Below are 19148 nucleotides of genomic sequence, written 5' to 3' on the forward strand. Positions count from 1 at the left end.
ACGGCATTATGAACATGAGTTTTTTGCAAGAGCTGTTTAACAACATTACCCAGCGCGAAGCTTCGCTGCGACGGCGCACGGGCAGCCTCGACCATTGCGACCACCACCAGCTGATTGCGGCTTGCCAGGCACTGCTGAAAAGTGACGGGGAGGCGTCCAGTATCAGCCTTGCCAGCCGGGCTCTGGAGATTTATGCCCGTCTGGACAATGATGAAAAGCGTTCCTTTTTCGAGCAGCTTGCGGTGCTGTTCTCCGCCGAACCGGAACAGATTGACCAGGCCTATCTGGCCTACAAGGCCGCGCGCACCAGTGAGAACCTCGAAATCCTGTTTGAATCCTGTGAGCCCGAACGGCAGGAGTTACTGAGACGGCTCAACCTGGCCAGTGGCGGCACGCATGAATTGGTGACGATGCGTGAGGACCTGCTTGCGCTGATGGCCAATCACGCGGATTTCAAAGCCATTAACGCAGATTTCATCCATCTGTTCGGGTCTTGGTTCAACCGGGGTTTTCTGGTGCTGAAACGCATCGACTGGAACACGCCCGCCAATATCCTGGAAAAGCTCATTCGCTACGAAGCGGTGCACAAAATCCAGGACTGGGACGACCTCCGGCGCCGGCTGGATGCCCGGGACCGGCGCTGTTTCGGTTTTTTCCACCCCGCCATCGGTGATGAACCACTGATCTTTGTCGAAGTGGCCTTGAACAAAGGGCTGCCCGATCAGATTCAGTCCATTTTATCCAGTGACCTCTATGACATCGACGACCCCGAGTCTGCCGATACCGCGGCGTTTTTCGGCATCAGCAATTGCCAGGTCGGGTTGCGGGGCATTTCGTTCGGCAACTTCCTGATCAAGCAGGTGGTGCAGGAGCTGAAACAGGAGCTGCCAAACCTGAAATACTTTGTCACCTTGTCACCGGTGCCTAATTTCCGCAGCTGGCTGGAAAGCACCTACCTTGATGACATCGGGCTACTCGGCCCCGAGGCCCAGGAAACACTCAAGCACCTGAACGATCCCGACTGGTACAAGAACGAGGCCCTCTCGGAGCGCCTGGGCAATGTGATCAAGCCATTGGCCGCGCGCTACCTGCTAAAAGAAAAGACCAACAGCGGCCAGCCGCTGAATCCGGTTGCCCGCTTTCATCTGGGTAACGGGGCCGAACTGCACCGCATCAACTGGCTGGGCGACACCTCAGCCAAAGGCATGAAGCAATCCGCCGGGCTCATGGTGAACTACCTGTATGTGCTCGACAACATTGAACGCAATCACGAGCAGTACACCACCAATGGCACCATTGTGTGCTCATCGGGCGTTCGTGATCTTAGCCGCCGGGGCCGCAAGCTGCTCAAAGGAGAGTCTGAAAAATGAGCCATAACCTGTTCGATACGTTTTCAACCCGCATGCAAGCGCGCCGCGACGCGGACTTTATCGTTACCCCGGAAGGTCGCAATTACAATTACGCGCAGGCACTCGACATGAGTGCCACGTTGGCAGCAACCCTGGTGGCCTTGGGTGTTCGCCCCGGTGACCGGGTAGCCGTGCAGGTCGACAAGAGCCCGGAAGCCATCCTGCTTTACCTGGCCTGCCTGCGTATGGGCGGTGTGTACCTGCCGCTAAACACCGGCTATACCGCGTCGGAAATCGGCTATTTCCTGGGCGATGCGGAACCGGCGCTGTTTGTCTGCCGGCCCGATGCCCTGGACGCGGCCAACCAGATTGCTGCCGAAACCGGCTGCCCCCAAGTGGTCACGCTGGGCACTGGAGGTGACGGAACGCTGATGGATAAGAGCGCCGGTGTGACACCGTTTGCCGGTATAGAAACCCGCGCGGACAGTGATCTGGCGGCCATCCTTTATACCTCCGGCACTACGGGCCGCTCAAAAGGTGCCATGCTGACCCACGGCAACCTGGGCTCCAACTCCAGGACACTGGCAGAAGTCTGGCGCTTTACCGAAACAGACCGCCTGATTCATGCCCTGCCGATCTTTCATACCCACGGTTTGTTCGTGGCCTGCAATGTAGTGCTGATGTCCGGCGCCAGCATGTACTTTTTGTCCCGTTTCGACGTTGACACCGTGATTGACGCCATGGCTGACGGCACCGTTCTGATGGGCGTGCCAACGTTCTACACCCGCCTGTTGCAGGACTCCAGACTGACCCCCGAACTCACTGCGAACATGCGGTTGTTCACGTCTGGCTCGGCGCCCCTGACGGCCGACACCCATAAAGCATTCCAGCAGCGCACCGGGCACGCCATTCTTGAGCGTTACGGAATGACGGAAACGAATATGAACACCTCCAACCCGTACGACGGTGACCGCATTGCCGGCACGGTTGGCATGCCCCTACCGGGCGTTGAGGTCCGCATCACCAATCCGGAGGCCGACACTCACGAGCCCATCGCGCAGGGTGACATCGGTATGCTGGAAGTCCGTGGCCCCAACGTCTTCAGTGGGTATTGGCGCCTGCCCGAGAAAACCCGCGCCGAGCTGCTCGATGACGGTTTTTTCGTCACCGGCGATCTCGCCATGATTGATGAGCGTGGCTACATCCACATTGTCGGTCGCGATAAAGACCTGGTGATTTCCGGCGGTTTTAATGTCTATCCGAAGGAAGTTGAGCAAGTCATCGATGAAATGGATGGCGTTGTGGAGTCGGCGGTGGTCGGTGTGCCACACCCCGATTTTGGCGAAGGCGTGACGGCGGTGCTAGTATTGCAACCCGGAGCCAAGGTTCAGGAAGCCCAGGTACTGAGCGCGTTATCGGACAAGCTGGCCAAGTACAAGCAGCCGAAACGGGTGTTCTTTGTCGACAGCCTGCCCCGCAACACTATGGGCAAAGTCCAGAAGAACCAGTTACGGGACCAGTATAAAGACATCTACGCCGACGCCTGATTCGTCCCCTTTGGAAGGAATTGCCCTATGACCCATAAAAGTTATCGGATCGGCCAGATTGTGCCGAGTTCCAACACCACCATGGAAACGGAAATCCCGGCCATGCTGCGTGCCCGTGAAGCCGTCGCCCCGGAGCGTTTCACCTTCCACTCCAGCCGTATGCGGATGAAGAAGGTCACCCGCGAGGAGCTTGCCGCCATGGACGACGAGTCCGACCGGTGTGCCCTGGAGCTCTCCGATGCCCAGGTGGATGTCATGGGCTATGCCTGCCTCGTCGCGATAATGAGCCGCGGTGCAGGCTACCATCGGGAGTCTCAGCAGCGGTTGCACGAAGCCACCGCTGGCAATGGCTTTCCGACCCCGGTAGTCAGCAGCGCGGGAGCGCTGACGGAGGGTCTGGCCACCCTGGGCGCAAAAAAAGTGGCGATCATCACGCCCTATATGAAACCACTGACGCAAATGGTGGTGGACTACATCGAAGCGGAAGGCATCGAAGTGATCGATAGCATTGCGCTGGAGATTCCGGACAACCTTGAGGTTGGACGCCAAGACCCGCTGGCCCTGTTGGAGATCGTCAATCGTCTGAAATGGAAGGGTGCCGATGCGGTGGTGCTGTCCGCCTGCGTGCAGATGCCATCTCTGGCGGCGATTCAGCCGGTTGAGGACCGCCTTGGTTTACCGGTGGTGTCAGCGGCAACCTGCACCACTTACCACATGCTGAAGGCTCTTGGCCTGGCGCCCATCGTGCCCAATGCCGGCCGCTTGCTGAACGGGCAATACACCGGTTAGCGCGGGCCCGGGTGTTGCGTCAGGGTATCGGTGATGGTCCACCAGTCGGCCTTCGATGCGGTAAAGGCATGGGACGACAGCGGCAACTTCAGTGGCCCATCGATCAGACCTGCGCGCACCCGTAACGTTTCGGGTGCAGCGTCACGCTGACTGAACACGGGCGAGCCACATTGGCCGCAGAATACCCTTGCTTTACCCGGTGACGAGGCGTAGCGGACCAACAGTGCCGCGCCCGAGATCAGCTCAAAGGCCGTCGCAGCGACCGGAATATTGGCCGCAAACGCGCTTCCCTGAGCCTTGCGACACTGTGCGCAGTGGCAGATCTGAATCGGCTCCAGGGGGCCGATCAGGCGGAACTGCACACCGTCACACAGACAGCTACCAGTATGGATCATCGTAACACTCTCCTTTCATGTTTCGTTCCGGCACCCTCAGCGGGGTGGTTCCCAGCACCAGTCCGGCCGTCACCATAACGCTGTCTGCGGGCCTGCCGGAAGGCAATGACCGAGTGCTATCCGTCACGATCATGTCGTTGAGGTCACCGGGCCAGATCGTCTCACTCCCGCTAATCGCGGTGCCCCCAACGGGCAACTTGCCCGCGAACGTCAACATGGACAAACGGACCGTGGCTGGCGGTACTGCCATAGGCACCGACGCCGCCCCTGAGTTCCGGCCGTTGGTGTTTTTTCACAAATTGATCAGACCACCGGTACAACACCATGGCATCTGCTTTGGTCACTCGGCCATCGCCGTTCAGGTCGTCCATACGACCGTCTTTGGGCGTCACATCAATATAGACATCCGCAGCGCCACCCCACAGGTGCCGGCTATTGGCCACATTGTCGATCGATGCATTGTAGTAAGGCGTGCGATAACCGCTCATGATGACGAAGCTATCCGACCGGAACCCATTTTCATTAACCTCCGCCAACAGGCCTTCCAGCTTCATTAGCAAAGCCGGGCGCAACACCAGGTATTTGGGGTAGCCGCCGGGCTGCTTGCAGAGGAATTGCTCCAACCTGAAATGAGGCGACACCCAAGTCGATTTATTCGCCTCCGTGACTTCAATAAAGCCAAGTGGCGCCTCATAGGCCGATAACCCCTTGAAGGGCTGCTTGGGGTAAGTGCCAATAGGGTAGCCATTCAGTTTTCCATTGCGTACCTGACTGGCGGGTACGAGGGTAAACACCTGTATGCGCATTGTCTCGCCGGTGTCTGTGCGGTGAAGCACCAGTGCCTGCAACCCTGACGTTTCCGGTGCCCGCCAACGCCAGGTCCCCGGGGCCGAGGGCGATACCACCCGCTGCTCCGACACCAGTTCAAAATCACCGGACAGGCTGTCTTTGGCAAGGCGGATGACGACGGTTCCCGAGGGCATCACCGATGTAAACGCCTCAGTATAGTGAGACATGACTTCGTTAATGCGAACCTTAAAACTGAGCCTGCCGGTGTCAAAACTGGCTGCCGCCTGGGCACACAGGGCCAACCCGATCACTGTGCCAAGCCCTACTTTCCCCAACCACTGCCCGATCATCACCATACGTTATACCTACTATCGTTAACCCGGAGCTTTACCCGATCAGTGACCGCGCGCCCAATCTTCGTGTCTATTTCTGCGACAGTAACCCAGCATCCCGGACGGCCCCATTGCCCGCCAAACCCGTCACCGGGACACGGCTGGTCAACGCCCGGTAAAGACGCTCATCACGTTCATAAATATCCTTGCGAAACTGTGGCTGGCCGTTGTCGTCCGACCAGGCTGTCCAATACTCCAGATGCACGGGTATCGGCTTTTTCAAATTGACCGTTACCGTTCTTTTGGAGCGAACGGTCTCCTCAATCCGACCGGCACCCCAGCCAGGATCGCCGGCCAGGGCCAGTAGGTGTGCCGCTAACTCCAACGGTTCTTCAACCCGGATACACCCGGAACTAAACGAGCGCTCGGACTTTCGAAACAGGTCTCGTGATGGCGTGTCATGGAGGTATACATCAAACTTGTTGGGAAACATGAACTTGACTTGCCCAAGAGCATTCATGGGCCCGGGCGCCTGAACCAACTGATAAGGAAACCGCGACGCGGAGGTTGCCCGCCAATCAATCCCGCCCGGGTCCACCCGCTGTCGTTCAGCACCCCATCCCCGGTAAATTGAAAACCCCAGCCGTTGCAGGTAGGTCGGATCACGGATAATTTCCGGCAGCTTATCTTCAATGATCAACTTACCCGGCACCGTCCAGGTGGGATTGAATACCAGATAGCGAATGCTGTCGCTGAAGACCGGCGTGCGGCGAAACGGACGCCCGACGATCACGCGCTTGCGCAATGTCACCTCCCCTTTCACAACCAGGGTCAGCTCGTAACCTGCGGCATTCACCATGACATGCGGGTCACCCAGGGAGTCTGGCAACCACCGCCAGCGCTCGAGGTTAAGATCAATGAGTCGGAGTAATTCCGCCGGCGTGCGATTAAGCGCCCTGAGCGTGTCGCGCCCAACGACACCGTCATCTTCAAGACCGTTGTGGGCCTGAAAGATTTTCACCAGAGCCACTAATGGCGGATCGTAATTCTCGATGATGCTGCTTTCTGCGTTGGCGCCTGCCGGAGCCATTCCGTAGAGCCCCCGGAGCTGTGTCAACCGGTGCCTGACTTCGGCCAGTCGTGCGTCGGTCATCCCCGGTTTCAAGCTCGCGCCATCCGGGATTGGCGGCCAGGGCAAGTCGGTCATTTGAACAAGGTACGCGCGCAACTGCTTAAGCTTCCGGTAGCCCGTCTGGGCTGGGCGCACATCGTCCAGTTCCCGGCCCACCGCGTGCTCTTGCAATGCTCGGGCGAGAATGGGCGCCATCGCCCGCTGGCGTCGATTGGCCAGCCACTCGGCATCAATCGTTTCGGGGTTTACCTTACCCTCCAGTAAGTGCGACCCCATCATAAAAAAGGCGTCTGACAGCAGTAGATCGAGATCCACACGTTCAGCTGACGACATATCTTCAAACTGTCTGGATAGCAGCGCGGTTAACGGCAACTGGTGATAATCGGCTGGATTAAGGCCATCCTGGCCCATGCTGTCCAGCGCGGCCAGGAGTGCCTCTCGATCATCGGTCTCCAGCCAGGCAAGTTCAAACTGTCGTTCGGCGTAAAAATTCGTCAATGCCTGTCGTGCCATCAGCGGCTCTCCAGCCGCCGATGGCACGAACCCCGCCTGCATGGCTTCGACTCGTTGACGCAGGGATTCGTCGGCAATAACGCAGGTCGATAGCAGAAGGCATAACCCTGCCAACAAAAAACGCCTACGGAGACTCCGACATTCCATAAGAGACAACTCCAGATCAGGTTAAAACCAACAGTGCGACCACAACTCTTTTGTCTCTCAATTTCAAACCGGGGGTGCCACCCTCGATCTGAAACGTTCAATCAGCAAGCATTATTCTTCGGAATCATAGTTCTCAATCGCTCGTTGCCAGGCTTTCGACAAGTCCTGGTAGGCGTCGGAAAAGCCCGCTTTCATAGCATCCCAGGCCTCGACCGAGCTTGCCTTCAAACTGCCGTACCACTCAGCCACTTTGGTGCGTTGCTCCCTCAGTGCCTTCAAATTGGCCCGCGCCTCTTCCCTCGCAGCATCGTTCATATCGTCCCAGCTCTTATCGACACTCTTTTCAAGCTTGTCGATGCGGGCATCGAGTCTATCGAGCGTTGTTTTAATGCTTTTAAGGGCCTCATCCTTCTGCTCGACGCTGTAGGTCTGAAGTTCTTGAGAGAGTTCCTTCGTCTCTCGTTTCAGGTCCTCCACGGTGGTTTTGGAGTCTTCTGCCTGAGCGTGACTCACCGATACGATTGCTATAATAGCGGTAATTACTCCAGACAATACGATGCGACTAACACCTATACGTTGCATGGCCTTTCTCCCGGTTTGTGTTGTTGATCGTGGTGGGGAAACACTTCGGTGGTCGCCCTGGCGTTCGCAAGTAACACCTCATGAACACCCTGATGACGCTCCGTTAGCGCGTTGCGTTCCGATTCCCTACCGTTACTTCCCCAGCAATTCACCCACTGGCTGCAGGTTTTCAATGTGATCACACAGCGACTTGATAATCATCAACAGGGGCGTTGCCACAATCAATCCAACGGCACCCCACAGCCAGCCCCAGAACAGTAGCCCAATGAATATCGCCACGGCGTTGAGGCTGGACACCTGACTGGTCAGCCACGGCGTTAACAGATAGCCTTGAATGCTGGTGATTCCCAGCGAGACACCGGCCACAATGATGGCCATATCAATGGCGCCGAATTGTAAAAATGCGGCCGCTCCGGTGCCCACGAATACCAGAAAGGGCCCTAAATATGGCACCGCGCTCGCTACGCCGGCAACCACACCCCAGAGCACCGCCTGCTCCATCCCCATCATAAAAAAAGCAAACCAGGTCAGAACGCCAACGAACACACCGCCAATCAGCATCACAAAAATGAAACGCCGCACCTGGCGATGAAATTCATTCAGAATACGCACCGCTTTGCGCATGCGTCGGAAGGAAGGGCCCGACATTCGAACAACTTTGCGCTTATACAGAGAGCCAATGGACAGCAGGAAATAAACCAGCAACAGGACGGAAAAACACTGGGTCACCAGTACCAGCGCAGCAGATGAACCCGTAAGCAGATAATTGCGAACATTGAACGATTCTTCGACAATGCGCACCGGCGTTGCCTGGGAAGTGGCCGATTCGGTGTCAGCGTCCTGACCCTTGGCGGTCTCTTCTATCTGTTTGGCCGCCTTTTGAGCCTTGTCCATGATGCTTTCGTCTGCCGACGGCTCACTCGTGGCGCTTCGCTGGAACTGATCCAATGCGGTGGGAATCTTATCAAGCATCGCCATGGCTTCGCGTTGCAATGGCATGGTGGCCAGGGCCAGCACGGCTAACAAGGAAACCAGCACGACAGCGGCACTGATCGGGCGGGGAATTCTAAGCCGGTCCAGGGCAGAAACCAGTGGGTCCAATGCGTAACTGAGGAGCACACTGGCAACCAGGGGCAACAATACGGCCTGAGCCCAATCAATAAAAAACACGGTCCCAATCACCGCCAGAACGATGAGCGCAGAATGACGAATATTGATCGGATTCATGGTAACAGCAACCGGTCTTTCGTCGTCGCTGGACACGGCAACCTGGGTACCCGGGGTCAGTCGATTGTGTTCGGCCATGGCGGTCCCTGCTTCTGAACCTCACTTACAAACGATCATCGCAATTTCCCGCCAGGCCGTATACTCCCCCTACGGATCGGTAATGTCGGCGTGTTCCCCTTCGGCGACCACCAACCGATTTCTTCCCGCATCCTTCGCCTGATAGAGCGCCCGGTCAGCGCGCTGGGTTAACTCATCCGGCGATAATGTGGTGTCGGGGACCAGAGTGCAGACACCGGCACTCACAGTGACCACGGCTGAGACTTCGGAGAAACTGTGTGGGACCCCAAGCGCCTCAACGGCGGCACGACAGGCTTCCGCCACCACCGGTGCGTTGTCGGTTTCAGGCAGAATGATGGCAAATTCTTCGCCGCCATAACGGGCCACCAGATCCGTCGGGCGACGAACGACGCTCCTCAACGCCTGCGCAACCTGCTCCAGACAGCGGTCACCGGCCGGATGCCCGTACTGATCGTTGAACGGCTTAAAGTAGTCGATATCCAGCATGATCAATGAGATTGGCGACTTCTGGCGTCGCGCCCGCCGCCACTCATGGTCCAGATAGAGATCAAAATGACGCCGGTTTGCCAACTCCGTCAGGCCATCGGTGAGCGACATTTTTTCCAGTTCCAGCTTGGCGGTCGTCAACTCATTGTTACGCTTCAGGCTGATGACGGCGTAAGTTACCAGCAACCCGATAAACAGCAGCCCCGCCACCATGACCAGCGACGGTAGCCAGCCACGCCGCTTCTCAAAATACTGTTGTGAGGGCATAGCCTCGACAAACCAGGCACGACCCGCCACGTCGCTCAGCGCCGACTGGTAAGCCCGGAATGTCATCCAATGTTCAGCGGCCGCATCACCACTGGCATAAAGTACGTCCTCGCCACCGCCGGTCCGGTCAACCACCTGAAATAGAATGTCCTGGCCGGTCGAGTACCCGACCGACTGATTGGCCAGTTCACTCACTCTGAACACACCGTTCAAAAATCCGTAGTGATTGGCGCGGCGCTCTTCAAGTGTGCTCGGGGCATTCCTGTAAAGCGGCGCAAACACCAGAAAACCTCTGTCGTTGCCTGGCTTCTGAATCAGTCTTACACCTGCCGTTGCCACCATTTCACCACCGTCTCTGGCCCACAATAAAGCGGCCAACCGACGTTGCTCACTGGCGAGATCAAAGCCGAGTGCTGCCCGGTTGTCCTCAATGGGCTCAATGAACTGCACCGGCACGTACCAGGGCCGGGCAAGTACCGGAACAACCTTTCCGTCGTCACTTCTTTCAGTCAGCGAAAAATCGGGGCGCAACTGCCGCTGCCGTTGCTCAAAGGCAGCCAACTCCTCTTTGGTGATCACCGGTGCCCAGGCAAACGCCTGTATGGCTGGAGACCGTTTCAGTACCTGTTGGGTCAGCGCCCGAAACCGCTCCACCTCCATGTCAGGAATGACACCAACGGCCGCTTTCAGGGCGTACAGTATTTCCAGGTTGAGCAGGACTTCGCGTTCAAACGCGGATGCCAACTGGTCTATATCGGACTTGAACTCGGTGGAGATGGTGTGGGTCTCTTCGACATACAGGCTGCGACTCAGGGCGGCACAGAAACCGACGCCCATCAAGGCCAGGACCAGAACCATTAATGCAGGGTATCGATTCATCGATGGACACTCGCGGGCTCAAAAGCCAATCGCTCAATGCATTCCAAACGCAGATACTCCGCCAGGATTGATCTTATCGAACTCACTGGGCCATAACGCCCACATCGAATTCTCTCCGTACGCCCTTAGCCCACGTTATGGTACCAGTGACACCAATGTTACGGTGCCTGCGACAATAAAGATGTGAGCATTTGTAACGTGTGCTGACGTCAGCCCGGTTCAGGCGACATAGGTGGTGATGACGACACTGGCGGCCTCGTCGCGAAGAGGGATCAGGGCCTGATAGTCGGGCGATGAAAACCACGCGTCCAGTACGTCATGATCAGGAAATTCAACAATCACCACCCGATCATGCGCCTGTTCCCCCGCCAGCGTGCGTTGCAAGTGCCCCCGGAATATGACCCGGCCATGAAAAGGCTCAAGCGAGATCGCCACCCCGTCAACGTACTGCTGCCATAGGACAGGGTCTCGCACCCGAATATGACCCACCAGACACGCCTTCATAGTTCCACCTCCCGACCGGAATATGCCCACAGTTTAGACCCAATGCTGAGGTACGCGACAATAGACAATAGATTGACCGGTTCCCAGCGTGTAAAATCGGCGCACTAATTACGACGGATGAGAGCAGTGTCATGGGCAGAGCCTATCAAAACCGTAAAGACTCCATGGCCAAAACGGCCAATGCGAAAACCAAGGTATACAGCAAGTATGGCCGCGAAATTTACGTGTGCGCGAAATCCGGCGGCGTCGACCCCGACGGCAACCTATCGCTGCGCGGACTGATTGACCGCGCCAAAAAAGACCAGGTCCCGACGCACGTTATTGAGAAGGCGCTCGAAAAGGCCTCTGGCGCTGGCGGCGAAGACTTCTCCACCGCCCGTTACGAGGGTTTTGGCCCGGGCAACTGCATGGTGATTGTGGACTGCCTGACCGATAACCCGAACCGCACGTTTGGCGATGTCAGGCAGTGCTTTACCAAAACCAAGTGTAAGATCGGAACCCCGGGCAGTGTCAGTCACATGTTTGACCACAGCGCGATTCTGGCTTTCGCCGGCGACGATGAAGAACAGGCGCTCGAAGCGCTGATGATGGCGGATGTGGATGTCACCGATATCGAAAATGAAGAAGGCAAAATCACCATTTTTGCGCCGAACACTGAATACGCCAAAGCTAAGCAGGCGTTGATCGATACCTACGGTGAGCTCGATTTTGACGTGGATGAAATTCAGTTTCTGCCCCAAACCACCGCTCCGATTGAGGGCGATGATGTGGCGATGTTCGAAAAATTTCTCGACATGCTGAACGATCTGGACGACGTGCAGAACATCTACCACAACGCCGAACTCTGAAACCCGTGCCAACGGACCGTTGTGGGTCAGCGTTGGCGTATACTGAAAAAGCGAAGGCCGACTGATTGTCGGCCTTCGCTTATGGTTCCTGCCAGGTTTTCAATGGTCACATTGACTTCAATTGCTAGGACCTCAGGCCGCTCAGCAGCTTGTCCATGCTGTCTTTCGCATCGCCAAACAACATTCGGGTGTTGTCCTTGTAGAACAGCGGGTTCTCAACACCGGAGTAGCCAGTCGCCATCCCACGCTTGAACACCACCACCTGACGCGCCTTCCAGACCTCCAATACCGGCATGCCGGCTATGGGACTGCCAGGATCTTCGGCCGCCGCCGGGTTGACGGTGTCGTTCGCGCCGATCACCAGCACTACATCCGTGTTCGGGAAATCGTCATTGATTTCATCCATTTCAAGTACGATGTCATACGGCACATGAGCCTCGGCGAGCAGCACGTTCATATGACCGGGCAACCGGCCGGCGACTGGATGAATGCCAAACCGCACCTTCACGCCGCGCTCCCGCAGCAACTTGGTGATTTCACTGACACCGTTCTGGGCCTGAGCAACCGCCATCCCGTAACCGGGTACAATGATCACCGACTCGGCGTTGCGAAGCTCCTCGCACACGTCATCCACGGTGGACTCCTGGACCGTCTGGTCCGAGTCGATCGCACTGACGCTGCTGGACGTTTGCCCAAAGCCGCCAAGAATGACACTCACGAATGACCGGTTCATCGCCCGGCACATGATGTAACTCAGGATGGCACCACTGCTGCCCACCAATGCCCCGGTGACGATCAACAGGTCATTGCCCAGCATGAACCCGATGGCCGCCGCTGCCCACCCTGAGTAACTATTCAGCATCGAGACCACCACCGGCATGTCCGCGCCGCCAATGGCCATAATCAGATGAATGCCCAACACGCACGCGACCGCCGTCATCAACACCAGGGCCGTCAGGCCCGACGTCATACTGTCTGTGCCCAAAAACCAGGCCCCCAGTACTACCGACACCACAATGGCGGCGAGGTTCATGCCATGGCGACCGGGCAGCGTCAGGGCTTTGCTGGCAATGCGCCCGTCAAGCTTGCCGCACGCCACCAAAGAACCGGTAAAGGTGACGGCACCAATGAAGATGCCCAGAAACACCTCCACCAACTTGATGGTGTGCTCTGCGCCGCGGGTTTCCACCAATGGCTCGATGTAACCTGAGAAGCCCACCAACACCGCTGCAAGACCCACAAAACTGTGGAGCAATGCCACCAGCTGGGGCATCTGCGTCATTTCGACCCGGTTGGCCAACACAATACCAACGCTGGCACCTATCAGAACCGCCAGCACAAGCGACACAATGTCGTCGGCACCAACGCCTGCCACGGTCGCCAACATAGCGATGAGAATGCCTGCGACACCGTACCAATTGCCCCGGCGCGCGGATTCCTGGTGGCTTAAGCCCCCCAGGCTGAGAATAAACAACACACTGGCCACCACGTAGGCCACGCTCACTAGTCCTAAACTCATAACTGGCGTCTCCTACTTGCGGAACATTTTGAGCATGCGATGAGTGACCCGAAAGCCCCCCGCCACATTGATGGTGGCAATCAGGACCGCCAGAAATGACAGCACACCAACCGCGGCATTATCGGCCTGGGCCAGATGTAATATTGCCCCGATCACAATGATTCCGCTGATGGCGTTGGTCACGCTCATCAGGGGAGTGTGCAACGACGCAGTCACATTCCAGATCACCTGCCAGCCAATGAAACAAGCCAACACAAACACCGTAAAGTGGCTGAGAAAACTTTCCGGCGCGTAGGCACCAATGCCGTATAGGGCGGCCACGGTGAGCACCAGGAGTATGCCGTTGCCAATTCGCTTACGTGCAGCTGCCTGGTCTTCCGCCAGCTGCTTTTGCTCGGGCGAGGGCTCTTCAGTGCTGGGCGGTGGTGCGGATTTCACCGGTGTCTCCGGCTTGGGCGGTGGCCAGGTGATGTCTTCCCCCTGGACTACGGTGAGGCCGCGAATGACCACGTCCTCCATGTTGACCTCTGGCTCACCGTTTTTGCCCGGTGTCAGCTCAGTAACCAGGTGCACCAGGTTGGTGGCATAGAGGTCACTCGCCACCTTGGCCATGCGGCTCGGCAGATCGGTGTACCCGATCAGGGTGACACCATGCTGTTCAACCACTTTACCCGGCTCGGTCAGTTCGCAGTTGCCGCCTCGCTCGGAGGCCAGATCCACAATCACACTGCCCGGTTTCATCGACTCCACCATCTCTTTGGTGATCAGTTTGGGCGCCGGTTTACCGGGAATCAGAGCGGTGGTGATGATGATGTCAACGTCTTTGGCCTGTTCCGCAAACAGCGCCATTTCAGCCTTGATGAACTCCGGGCTCATTTGTTTGGCGTAACCGCCCGAGCCACTGCCGTCTTCGCTTCCGAAATCCAGCTCCAGGAAGTCGGCCCCCATGCTTTCCACCTGCTCCTTGACCTCCAGGCGGGTATCAAACGCTCGGACCACCGCACCCATGCTGTTGGCGGAACCAATCGCTGCCAACCCCGCCACACCGGCACCAATGACCATGATCTTCGCTGGCGGCACTTTGCCAGCGGCGGTTACCTGGCCGGTAAAAAAGCGCCCAAAATGGTTGGCCGCTTCGATCACGGCGCGATAACCCGCAATGTTGGCCATCGCGCTCAATGCGTCCATCTTCTGCGCGCGGCTGATACGGGGCAAACTGTCAATCGCAAACGAAGTGACCTTTCGGCTGGCCAGCCTCTGCAATAATTTCGGGCTTTGTGCGGGCCAGAGGTAACTGGCCAGATAGGCGCCCTCCTTCATCAAATCAATTTCGTGTTTTTTCAACCGGTTGTTTCGCATTGGCGCACGGACTTTCAGGATAAAGTCCGCCTCGCCCCAGAGCGATTTGGTGTCCTCTGCAATGACAGCACCAGCTTCCCGATAGGCCTCGTCGTCATAGTGCGCAGCCTCGCCGGCACCGGACTCGATCATTACGACGTAACCCAGTTTGATGAGTTTCTGAACCGATTGCGGTGTTGCCGCAACCCGCCGTTCGTCCTTAAATATTTCCCTTGGAATGCCCAGTTTCATGTTTTACACACCCTCCAAAAAATCCAGATACCCGGTATCCGGATAATGACATCGATAACCCGACAGCCGTGTGCCTTGCACACCTGGTTTCCGATGTTCTCGTTATCAATTCGGATGACGAGGCCGAAGGTTCAGACTGCACCATGATGAGTTTTGCCGCCCCGCCAACATCCGTGCAGATGTCCGAATGGCCATCTGCCCATGTCTTAATAAAGACTGCAAAGCGCTATAGAGCAACTGAAAGTCCGATTTGAACCGCCAGCCCCGACCCGGATGAACGCGCCGAACGCCGCTCACCGCATGCGATCGCTGACGCTGGCAGCCTAAAAAATAAGCTTTGCGTTTTATCGGGAAGTACGGCCAAGGCCCGGGGAGCAGCGACCTCTGTGGTCGAACAGCGCTTTGTAGCCCGTGCTTCAGCGTCGGAGGGTCCGTCAGGGCTCTCAGGGAAAAACCAGCGGACCTGGGGTCCGCTCCGAAGCCGAAGCGTCGGCGGCAGTTTTCGGTGAACGCTTGCGATGCCGCCACGTTCACGCCAATCCGCGATGTACTTGAGACAAGTAGGGGCTTGTTGCGATCCCCTTCGTGATGAGACACGTCAGTGCCACGGCATACATGGCTTGCAGTAAAAAACGATTGATGTACGTAATGGGGAAGTTGCCAGGCCTAACGTAAATGCGGGCGTACATGGTAGACGCCCCCGAGCTGGTTCATTTGTCCGATAATCCAGTGGACGCGTTGCCAAATATACGCGCTCGGTTGACCGGCGTTCAGCCGCTTGGGGTTCGGCAACACTGCCGCCAGTCGCGCGGCCTGGGTCGCGCTCAGCTGGCTCGCACTGACCCCGAAAAAATGTCGGCTGGCCGCTTCGACGCCATAGATACCATCGCCAAATTCGGCGATGTTGAGATACACCTCCATGATGCGCCTTTTGGACCAGAACATTTCCAGTCCCAGAGTCAGGCCCGCCTCAATAACCTTGCGCACCATTTGGCGACCGTTCCACAAAAACAGATTTTTCGCTGTTTGCTGGGACAACGTACTGGCACCTCGCAACGAGTCGCCGTTGCGGTAATCGGTGACCGCGGACCTGATGGCATTCAAATCGAGTCCCCAATGCGAAAAAAACCGCTGGTCCTCACTGGCAATGACCGCCAGCGGCATCCACAGCGATATCGCCTCGATGTCCACCCAGATCTGTCGGGTGTCGCGGTGGCTGTGCTGCCAGTCATCCTGCAGCATAAACGAGGACGTAGGCGGATCAACGAACCGGAAAGTAATCAATACTGCAACAACCAGCACAAGTACACCGGCCAAACCGTAGCCAAGCCAGCGCGCAAGTGTTTTAACCGCAGACGTTCTTGCCAAACAAGGATCTCCATTTATCTGAGGTCATGTCCCGTAGTCGGCTCGGGATAACGGTCTTCAGGCGCATGCCTGACGCGAGTTTTCGCAGGGTAAAACATTGCCCGCGGGACACTACAGTCTGTTGGTCCTTTGCAGGCGGCGCTGGACCCAAACATGATAGCCCCAAGAGAGCATGGCCCGGAGACCTGGCAAACCGATCAGCCAGGCAACAGGCCGCAGGATTGGGACACGGGACATCAACAAAATATAGGCGTCCATCTCACGGTGGATGGCCCCATGCTGATCCTTGACGTGCAATTCCTGCAGCGCCGCCATCGGATCAATGCCCGCTTGCCGTAATTCGTCATCCCGGCCGGTGATGTCGAGCCACTCCACCGAGTCACCCCGCCGCCCTGCCAGTCGCTCGTACCGACGCCGGTCGGATACGCAGCCCGGGCAGGAACCGTCGTAATAGACAATCAGCTTACCCGGCGCCGAGTTCGACATACTTCCTCCTTAGCCCATGGCATCCGGTCTTACCGGGTTGGCCAGTGGTATCGCCGCTCCGGCCGACCGACCGCACCATAACTGACTTCCGCGGTCAGCTCGCCGGCACTGGCCAGGTACTCGAGATACCGCCGGGCAGTGGTTCGCGAGGCACCGATACGAACGCCGACCGCTTCGGCGCTCCAGTCCCCAGGATGCCGCACCACATCGCGGATTTTATCCAGCGTCAACCCGTCGATACCTTTAGGCAAACGGGGCGCAACTTCGGCGCTGGCCTCTTGCGGCTGGCGCGGCAACAAGGCATCCACTTCCTTTTGAGCGACGCGGTGAAGGCCCGCCAGTGTATCAAGATGAAGCCGATAGTTCTGAATCGCATCTTGCAGCCGCTCGAATACCAGCGGCTTGAGAATATAGTCAAACACCCCACCCCGGAGCGCACTGCGCAGCGTCTCCACCTCTTTTGCGGCGGTAATCAGAATGACGTCACTGGCACAATCGGCGGCCCGCAGTTCACGCAGTAGATCCAGCCCGCTGCCATCGGGGAAATACACGTCCAGAAGCACCAGGTCGGGTTTCAGCACGTCGATCAGATCGCGGGCATCTGCCAGGGTATGGGCAATACCGCAGAGCTCGACGTCAATCAGCCGATCTGTAAATCGGCGCTGGATCTCAGCAATCTGACGATCATCTTCTGCGATCAGCAGGCGAATGGGCATTATGAGTTTGGCTCCGATAATTCGGGTTGCTTTGGCAAATACAGTGTAAACCGACTGCCATTCGGCTGCAGGTTTTCCACCGTGATCCAGCCACCCCAGCGATCGATAAACTGCCGCACCAGATACAGACCAATGCCGTGCTCACTGCCTTGCTTGTGGGTGACACCTTTTTCAAAAATGCGATCAAGCTGGTCGGGCGCAATACCTGGGCCCTGATCCTCAATTTCAAAAATCAGATCATGCCCCAGGTCGGTCATACTCAAGTGAACCAGGCCGCCCTCGCCACCGTGCAACCTGGTCGCTTCCAACGCGTTATCAATCAGATTGCCGAGCACACTGACCAGTTGCTCCCGGGGCAGTGCGTTGGGCACGCTGGCCATTTGACTGTCAGGGTCGATGACCAGCTTCAGCCCCATTTCCCGGGCCCGGTTGTATTTGCCCAGCAGGCACCCTGCCAGAACCGGGTCGGGCACTGCTTCCAGCAGCAGGTGAATCAATGCCTGATGATCGCTAACCTCGCTGCCGATGAGCGCAAGCGCCTCGTCGTTGGCGCCAATCTGAATCAGTCCGGCGATGGTGTGCAACTTGTTGGAGTACTCGTGGGTTTGGCTGCGCAGCGTGTCCGCGTACTGCTGGATCCGGGTGAGCTGGCGACTGACCTGATCGAGTTCGTCCCGCAACCGGAAACTCGCCACGACCCCAATGATTTCGCCGCCCTGTCGAACCGGTAACCGATTGACGATCATCTGTTGATCCTTGAACCAGACCTCCTGGTCAAAATCCGGCTCGCCGGTCCACAGTACCGTCATCAAATCGTTCTGGGGCAGGACACTCGAAATGGGCTGCCCCGCCAACCGGGTACTGGGCTCTAGCCCCAGGGTTTTGACTGCGGTGCGGTTGAAGGTGGTGATGATGCCCTCGCGGTTGACGGCAATGATGCCTTCACGAACCGATTGCAGTGTGGCGTCCCGCTCCTCGAACAGGGCCGCTATTTCTTCCGGCTCAAGTCCGAAAATGGCCCGTTTAAAGCGCCCGGCAATCACTATGGCGGCCAGCACACTGCCCAGCAGCATCAGCCCCATCACCCCGTAGAGCACCAAATTGTAACGCTGGATGGTCGACAACACCTGATTCAGCGAATAGCCCACGGAAACAATGCCGATGATGTCGCCACTGTCGCGATCAACGATGGGGGCCTTGCCCCGCATCGACAAACCGAGGCTGCCCTCGGCCATGGCGACATAACCCTGACCGTCGATCAGAGCCTGCGCGCCGGTATCACCGTCGTCGTCTGCCATGGAGTGACCAATCCGCGAAGGGTCAGGGTGCGCCAGACGGATGGCCATGTGGTCGCCGATGACAATGAACAGCGCGTCGTTGGTTTCCGCCATGTTGTGGCTCAGCCCTCCCAACGCCTCTTGATCCCGCTGTTTCACACCGCGGATCACCGATGGCATGGCGGCCACGGTTTTTGCCACCATCAGAGCGCGCTGGCCAATCTCCTCGTACAGGGATTCGCTGAGGTAGTAGCCGGCAAACCCGCCAATCAGACCGGTTTGCAAAGCACTGACCAGGCCCAGCAACAGAATCATGCGAGTTTTCAGT

The 19148-nt window shown here is 57.5% G+C and carries 17 protein-coding genes; 4 read left to right on the forward strand and 13 right to left on the reverse strand.

Annotated features, from left to right (window positions below; translation table 11 throughout):
- Positions 1-8: 8 nt before the first annotated feature.
- Genes GRX64_RS16995 through GRX64_RS17005 form a run of 3 tightly spaced genes read left to right on the forward strand, consistent with a single transcriptional unit; the run spans position 9 to position 3685 of the window.
- Positions 9-1370, forward strand: coding sequence for a malonyl-CoA decarboxylase (locus GRX64_RS16995; RefSeq protein ID WP_166268940.1), 1362 nt, complete (start codon positions 9-11; stop codon positions 1368-1370).
- Positions 1367-2896 carry a malonate--CoA ligase gene (locus GRX64_RS17000; protein WP_166268941.1) on the forward strand — a complete coding sequence of 510 codons (1530 nt, stop codon included), beginning with the start codon at positions 1367-1369 and terminating at the stop codon, positions 2894-2896. The genes GRX64_RS16995 and GRX64_RS17000 overlap by 4 nt, the downstream gene beginning before the upstream one ends.
- Before the next feature lie 27 nt (positions 2897-2923).
- On the forward strand, positions 2924-3685 hold the full coding sequence (locus GRX64_RS17005) for a maleate cis-trans isomerase family protein (RefSeq protein ID WP_166268942.1): 762 nt from the start codon (positions 2924-2926) through the stop codon (positions 3683-3685).
- On the opposite strand, the gene GRX64_RS17010 is transcribed toward GRX64_RS17005, so the two are convergent.
- The 7 genes from GRX64_RS17010 to GRX64_RS17040 form a co-directional block, all read right to left on the reverse strand.
- Positions 3682-4080 (reverse strand): GFA family protein, encoded by a 399-nt coding sequence (locus tag GRX64_RS17010; RefSeq protein WP_166268943.1) that lies wholly within the window; start codon positions 4078-4080, stop codon positions 3682-3684. The two genes, GRX64_RS17005 and GRX64_RS17010, sit on opposite strands and share 4 nt — an antisense overlap.
- 170 nt (positions 4081-4250) lie before the next feature.
- A complete protein-coding gene (locus tag GRX64_RS17015; protein WP_166268944.1) occupies positions 4251-5225 on the reverse strand; it encodes a D-Ala-D-Ala carboxypeptidase family metallohydrolase in 975 nt (324 codons plus the stop codon).
- Between the two features lie 67 nt (positions 5226-5292).
- Positions 5293-6960 (reverse strand): L,D-transpeptidase family protein, encoded by a 1668-nt coding sequence (locus GRX64_RS17020; protein ID WP_235937736.1) that lies wholly within the window; start codon positions 6958-6960, stop codon positions 5293-5295.
- A gap of 144 nt (positions 6961-7104) precedes the next feature.
- Positions 7105-7575, reverse strand: coding sequence for a sll1863 family stress response protein (locus GRX64_RS17025; RefSeq protein WP_166268946.1), 471 nt, complete (start codon positions 7573-7575; stop codon positions 7105-7107).
- A 132-nt stretch (positions 7576-7707) separates the two neighbouring features.
- On the reverse strand, positions 7708-8880 hold the full coding sequence (locus GRX64_RS17030; RefSeq protein WP_207308828.1) for an AI-2E family transporter: 1173 nt from the start codon (positions 8878-8880) through the stop codon (positions 7708-7710).
- 69 nt (positions 8881-8949) lie between these two features.
- Complete coding sequence (locus tag GRX64_RS17035; RefSeq protein ID WP_166268947.1) at positions 8950-10512, reverse strand: CHASE domain-containing protein; 1563 nt, start codon at positions 10510-10512, stop codon at positions 8950-8952.
- Between the two features lie 219 nt (positions 10513-10731).
- The gene (locus tag GRX64_RS17040) at positions 10732-11016 is read right to left on the reverse strand and encodes a DUF1330 domain-containing protein (RefSeq protein WP_166268964.1); all 285 of its coding nucleotides are present in this window, start codon (positions 11014-11016) and stop codon (positions 10732-10734) included.
- 131 nt (positions 11017-11147) lie between these two features.
- Here GRX64_RS17040 and GRX64_RS17045 point away from each other — a divergent pair, with 131 nt between their 5' ends.
- Positions 11148-11864, forward strand: coding sequence for a YebC/PmpR family DNA-binding transcriptional regulator (locus GRX64_RS17045; protein ID WP_166268966.1), 717 nt, complete (start codon positions 11148-11150; stop codon positions 11862-11864).
- A 124-nt stretch (positions 11865-11988) separates the two neighbouring features.
- Here GRX64_RS17045 and pntB read toward each other — a convergent pair whose 3' ends face one another.
- The 6 genes from pntB to GRX64_RS17075 form a co-directional block, all read right to left on the reverse strand.
- Entirely contained in the window at positions 11989-13383 is a 1395-nt protein-coding gene (gene pntB / locus GRX64_RS17050) for a Re/Si-specific NAD(P)(+) transhydrogenase subunit beta (RefSeq protein WP_166268968.1), read from the reverse strand.
- 12 nt (positions 13384-13395) lie between these two features.
- Complete coding sequence (locus tag GRX64_RS17055; protein ID WP_166268970.1) at positions 13396-14973, reverse strand: Re/Si-specific NAD(P)(+) transhydrogenase subunit alpha; 1578 nt, start codon at positions 14971-14973, stop codon at positions 13396-13398.
- Between the two features lie 666 nt (positions 14974-15639).
- Complete coding sequence (gene mtgA / locus GRX64_RS17060) at positions 15640-16341, reverse strand: monofunctional biosynthetic peptidoglycan transglycosylase (RefSeq protein WP_166268972.1); 702 nt, start codon at positions 16339-16341, stop codon at positions 15640-15642.
- A gap of 111 nt (positions 16342-16452) precedes the next feature.
- Complete coding sequence (locus tag GRX64_RS17065) at positions 16453-16827, reverse strand: thiol-disulfide oxidoreductase DCC family protein (RefSeq protein ID WP_166268974.1); 375 nt, start codon at positions 16825-16827, stop codon at positions 16453-16455.
- Between the two features lie 29 nt (positions 16828-16856).
- Complete coding sequence (locus tag GRX64_RS17070) at positions 16857-17546, reverse strand: response regulator (RefSeq protein WP_166269286.1); 690 nt, start codon at positions 17544-17546, stop codon at positions 16857-16859.
- Positions 17543-19135 (reverse strand): ATP-binding protein, encoded by a 1593-nt coding sequence (locus GRX64_RS17075; RefSeq protein ID WP_166268976.1) that lies wholly within the window; start codon positions 19133-19135, stop codon positions 17543-17545. The genes GRX64_RS17070 and GRX64_RS17075 overlap by 4 nt, the downstream gene beginning before the upstream one ends.
- Between the last annotated feature and the right edge of the window lie 13 nt (positions 19136-19148).

Origin of the sequence: Marinobacter caseinilyticus (assembly GCF_011074955.1) — a bacterium.
GTDB classification, from domain to species: domain Bacteria; phylum Pseudomonadota; class Gammaproteobacteria; order Pseudomonadales; family Oleiphilaceae; genus Marinobacter; species Marinobacter caseinilyticus.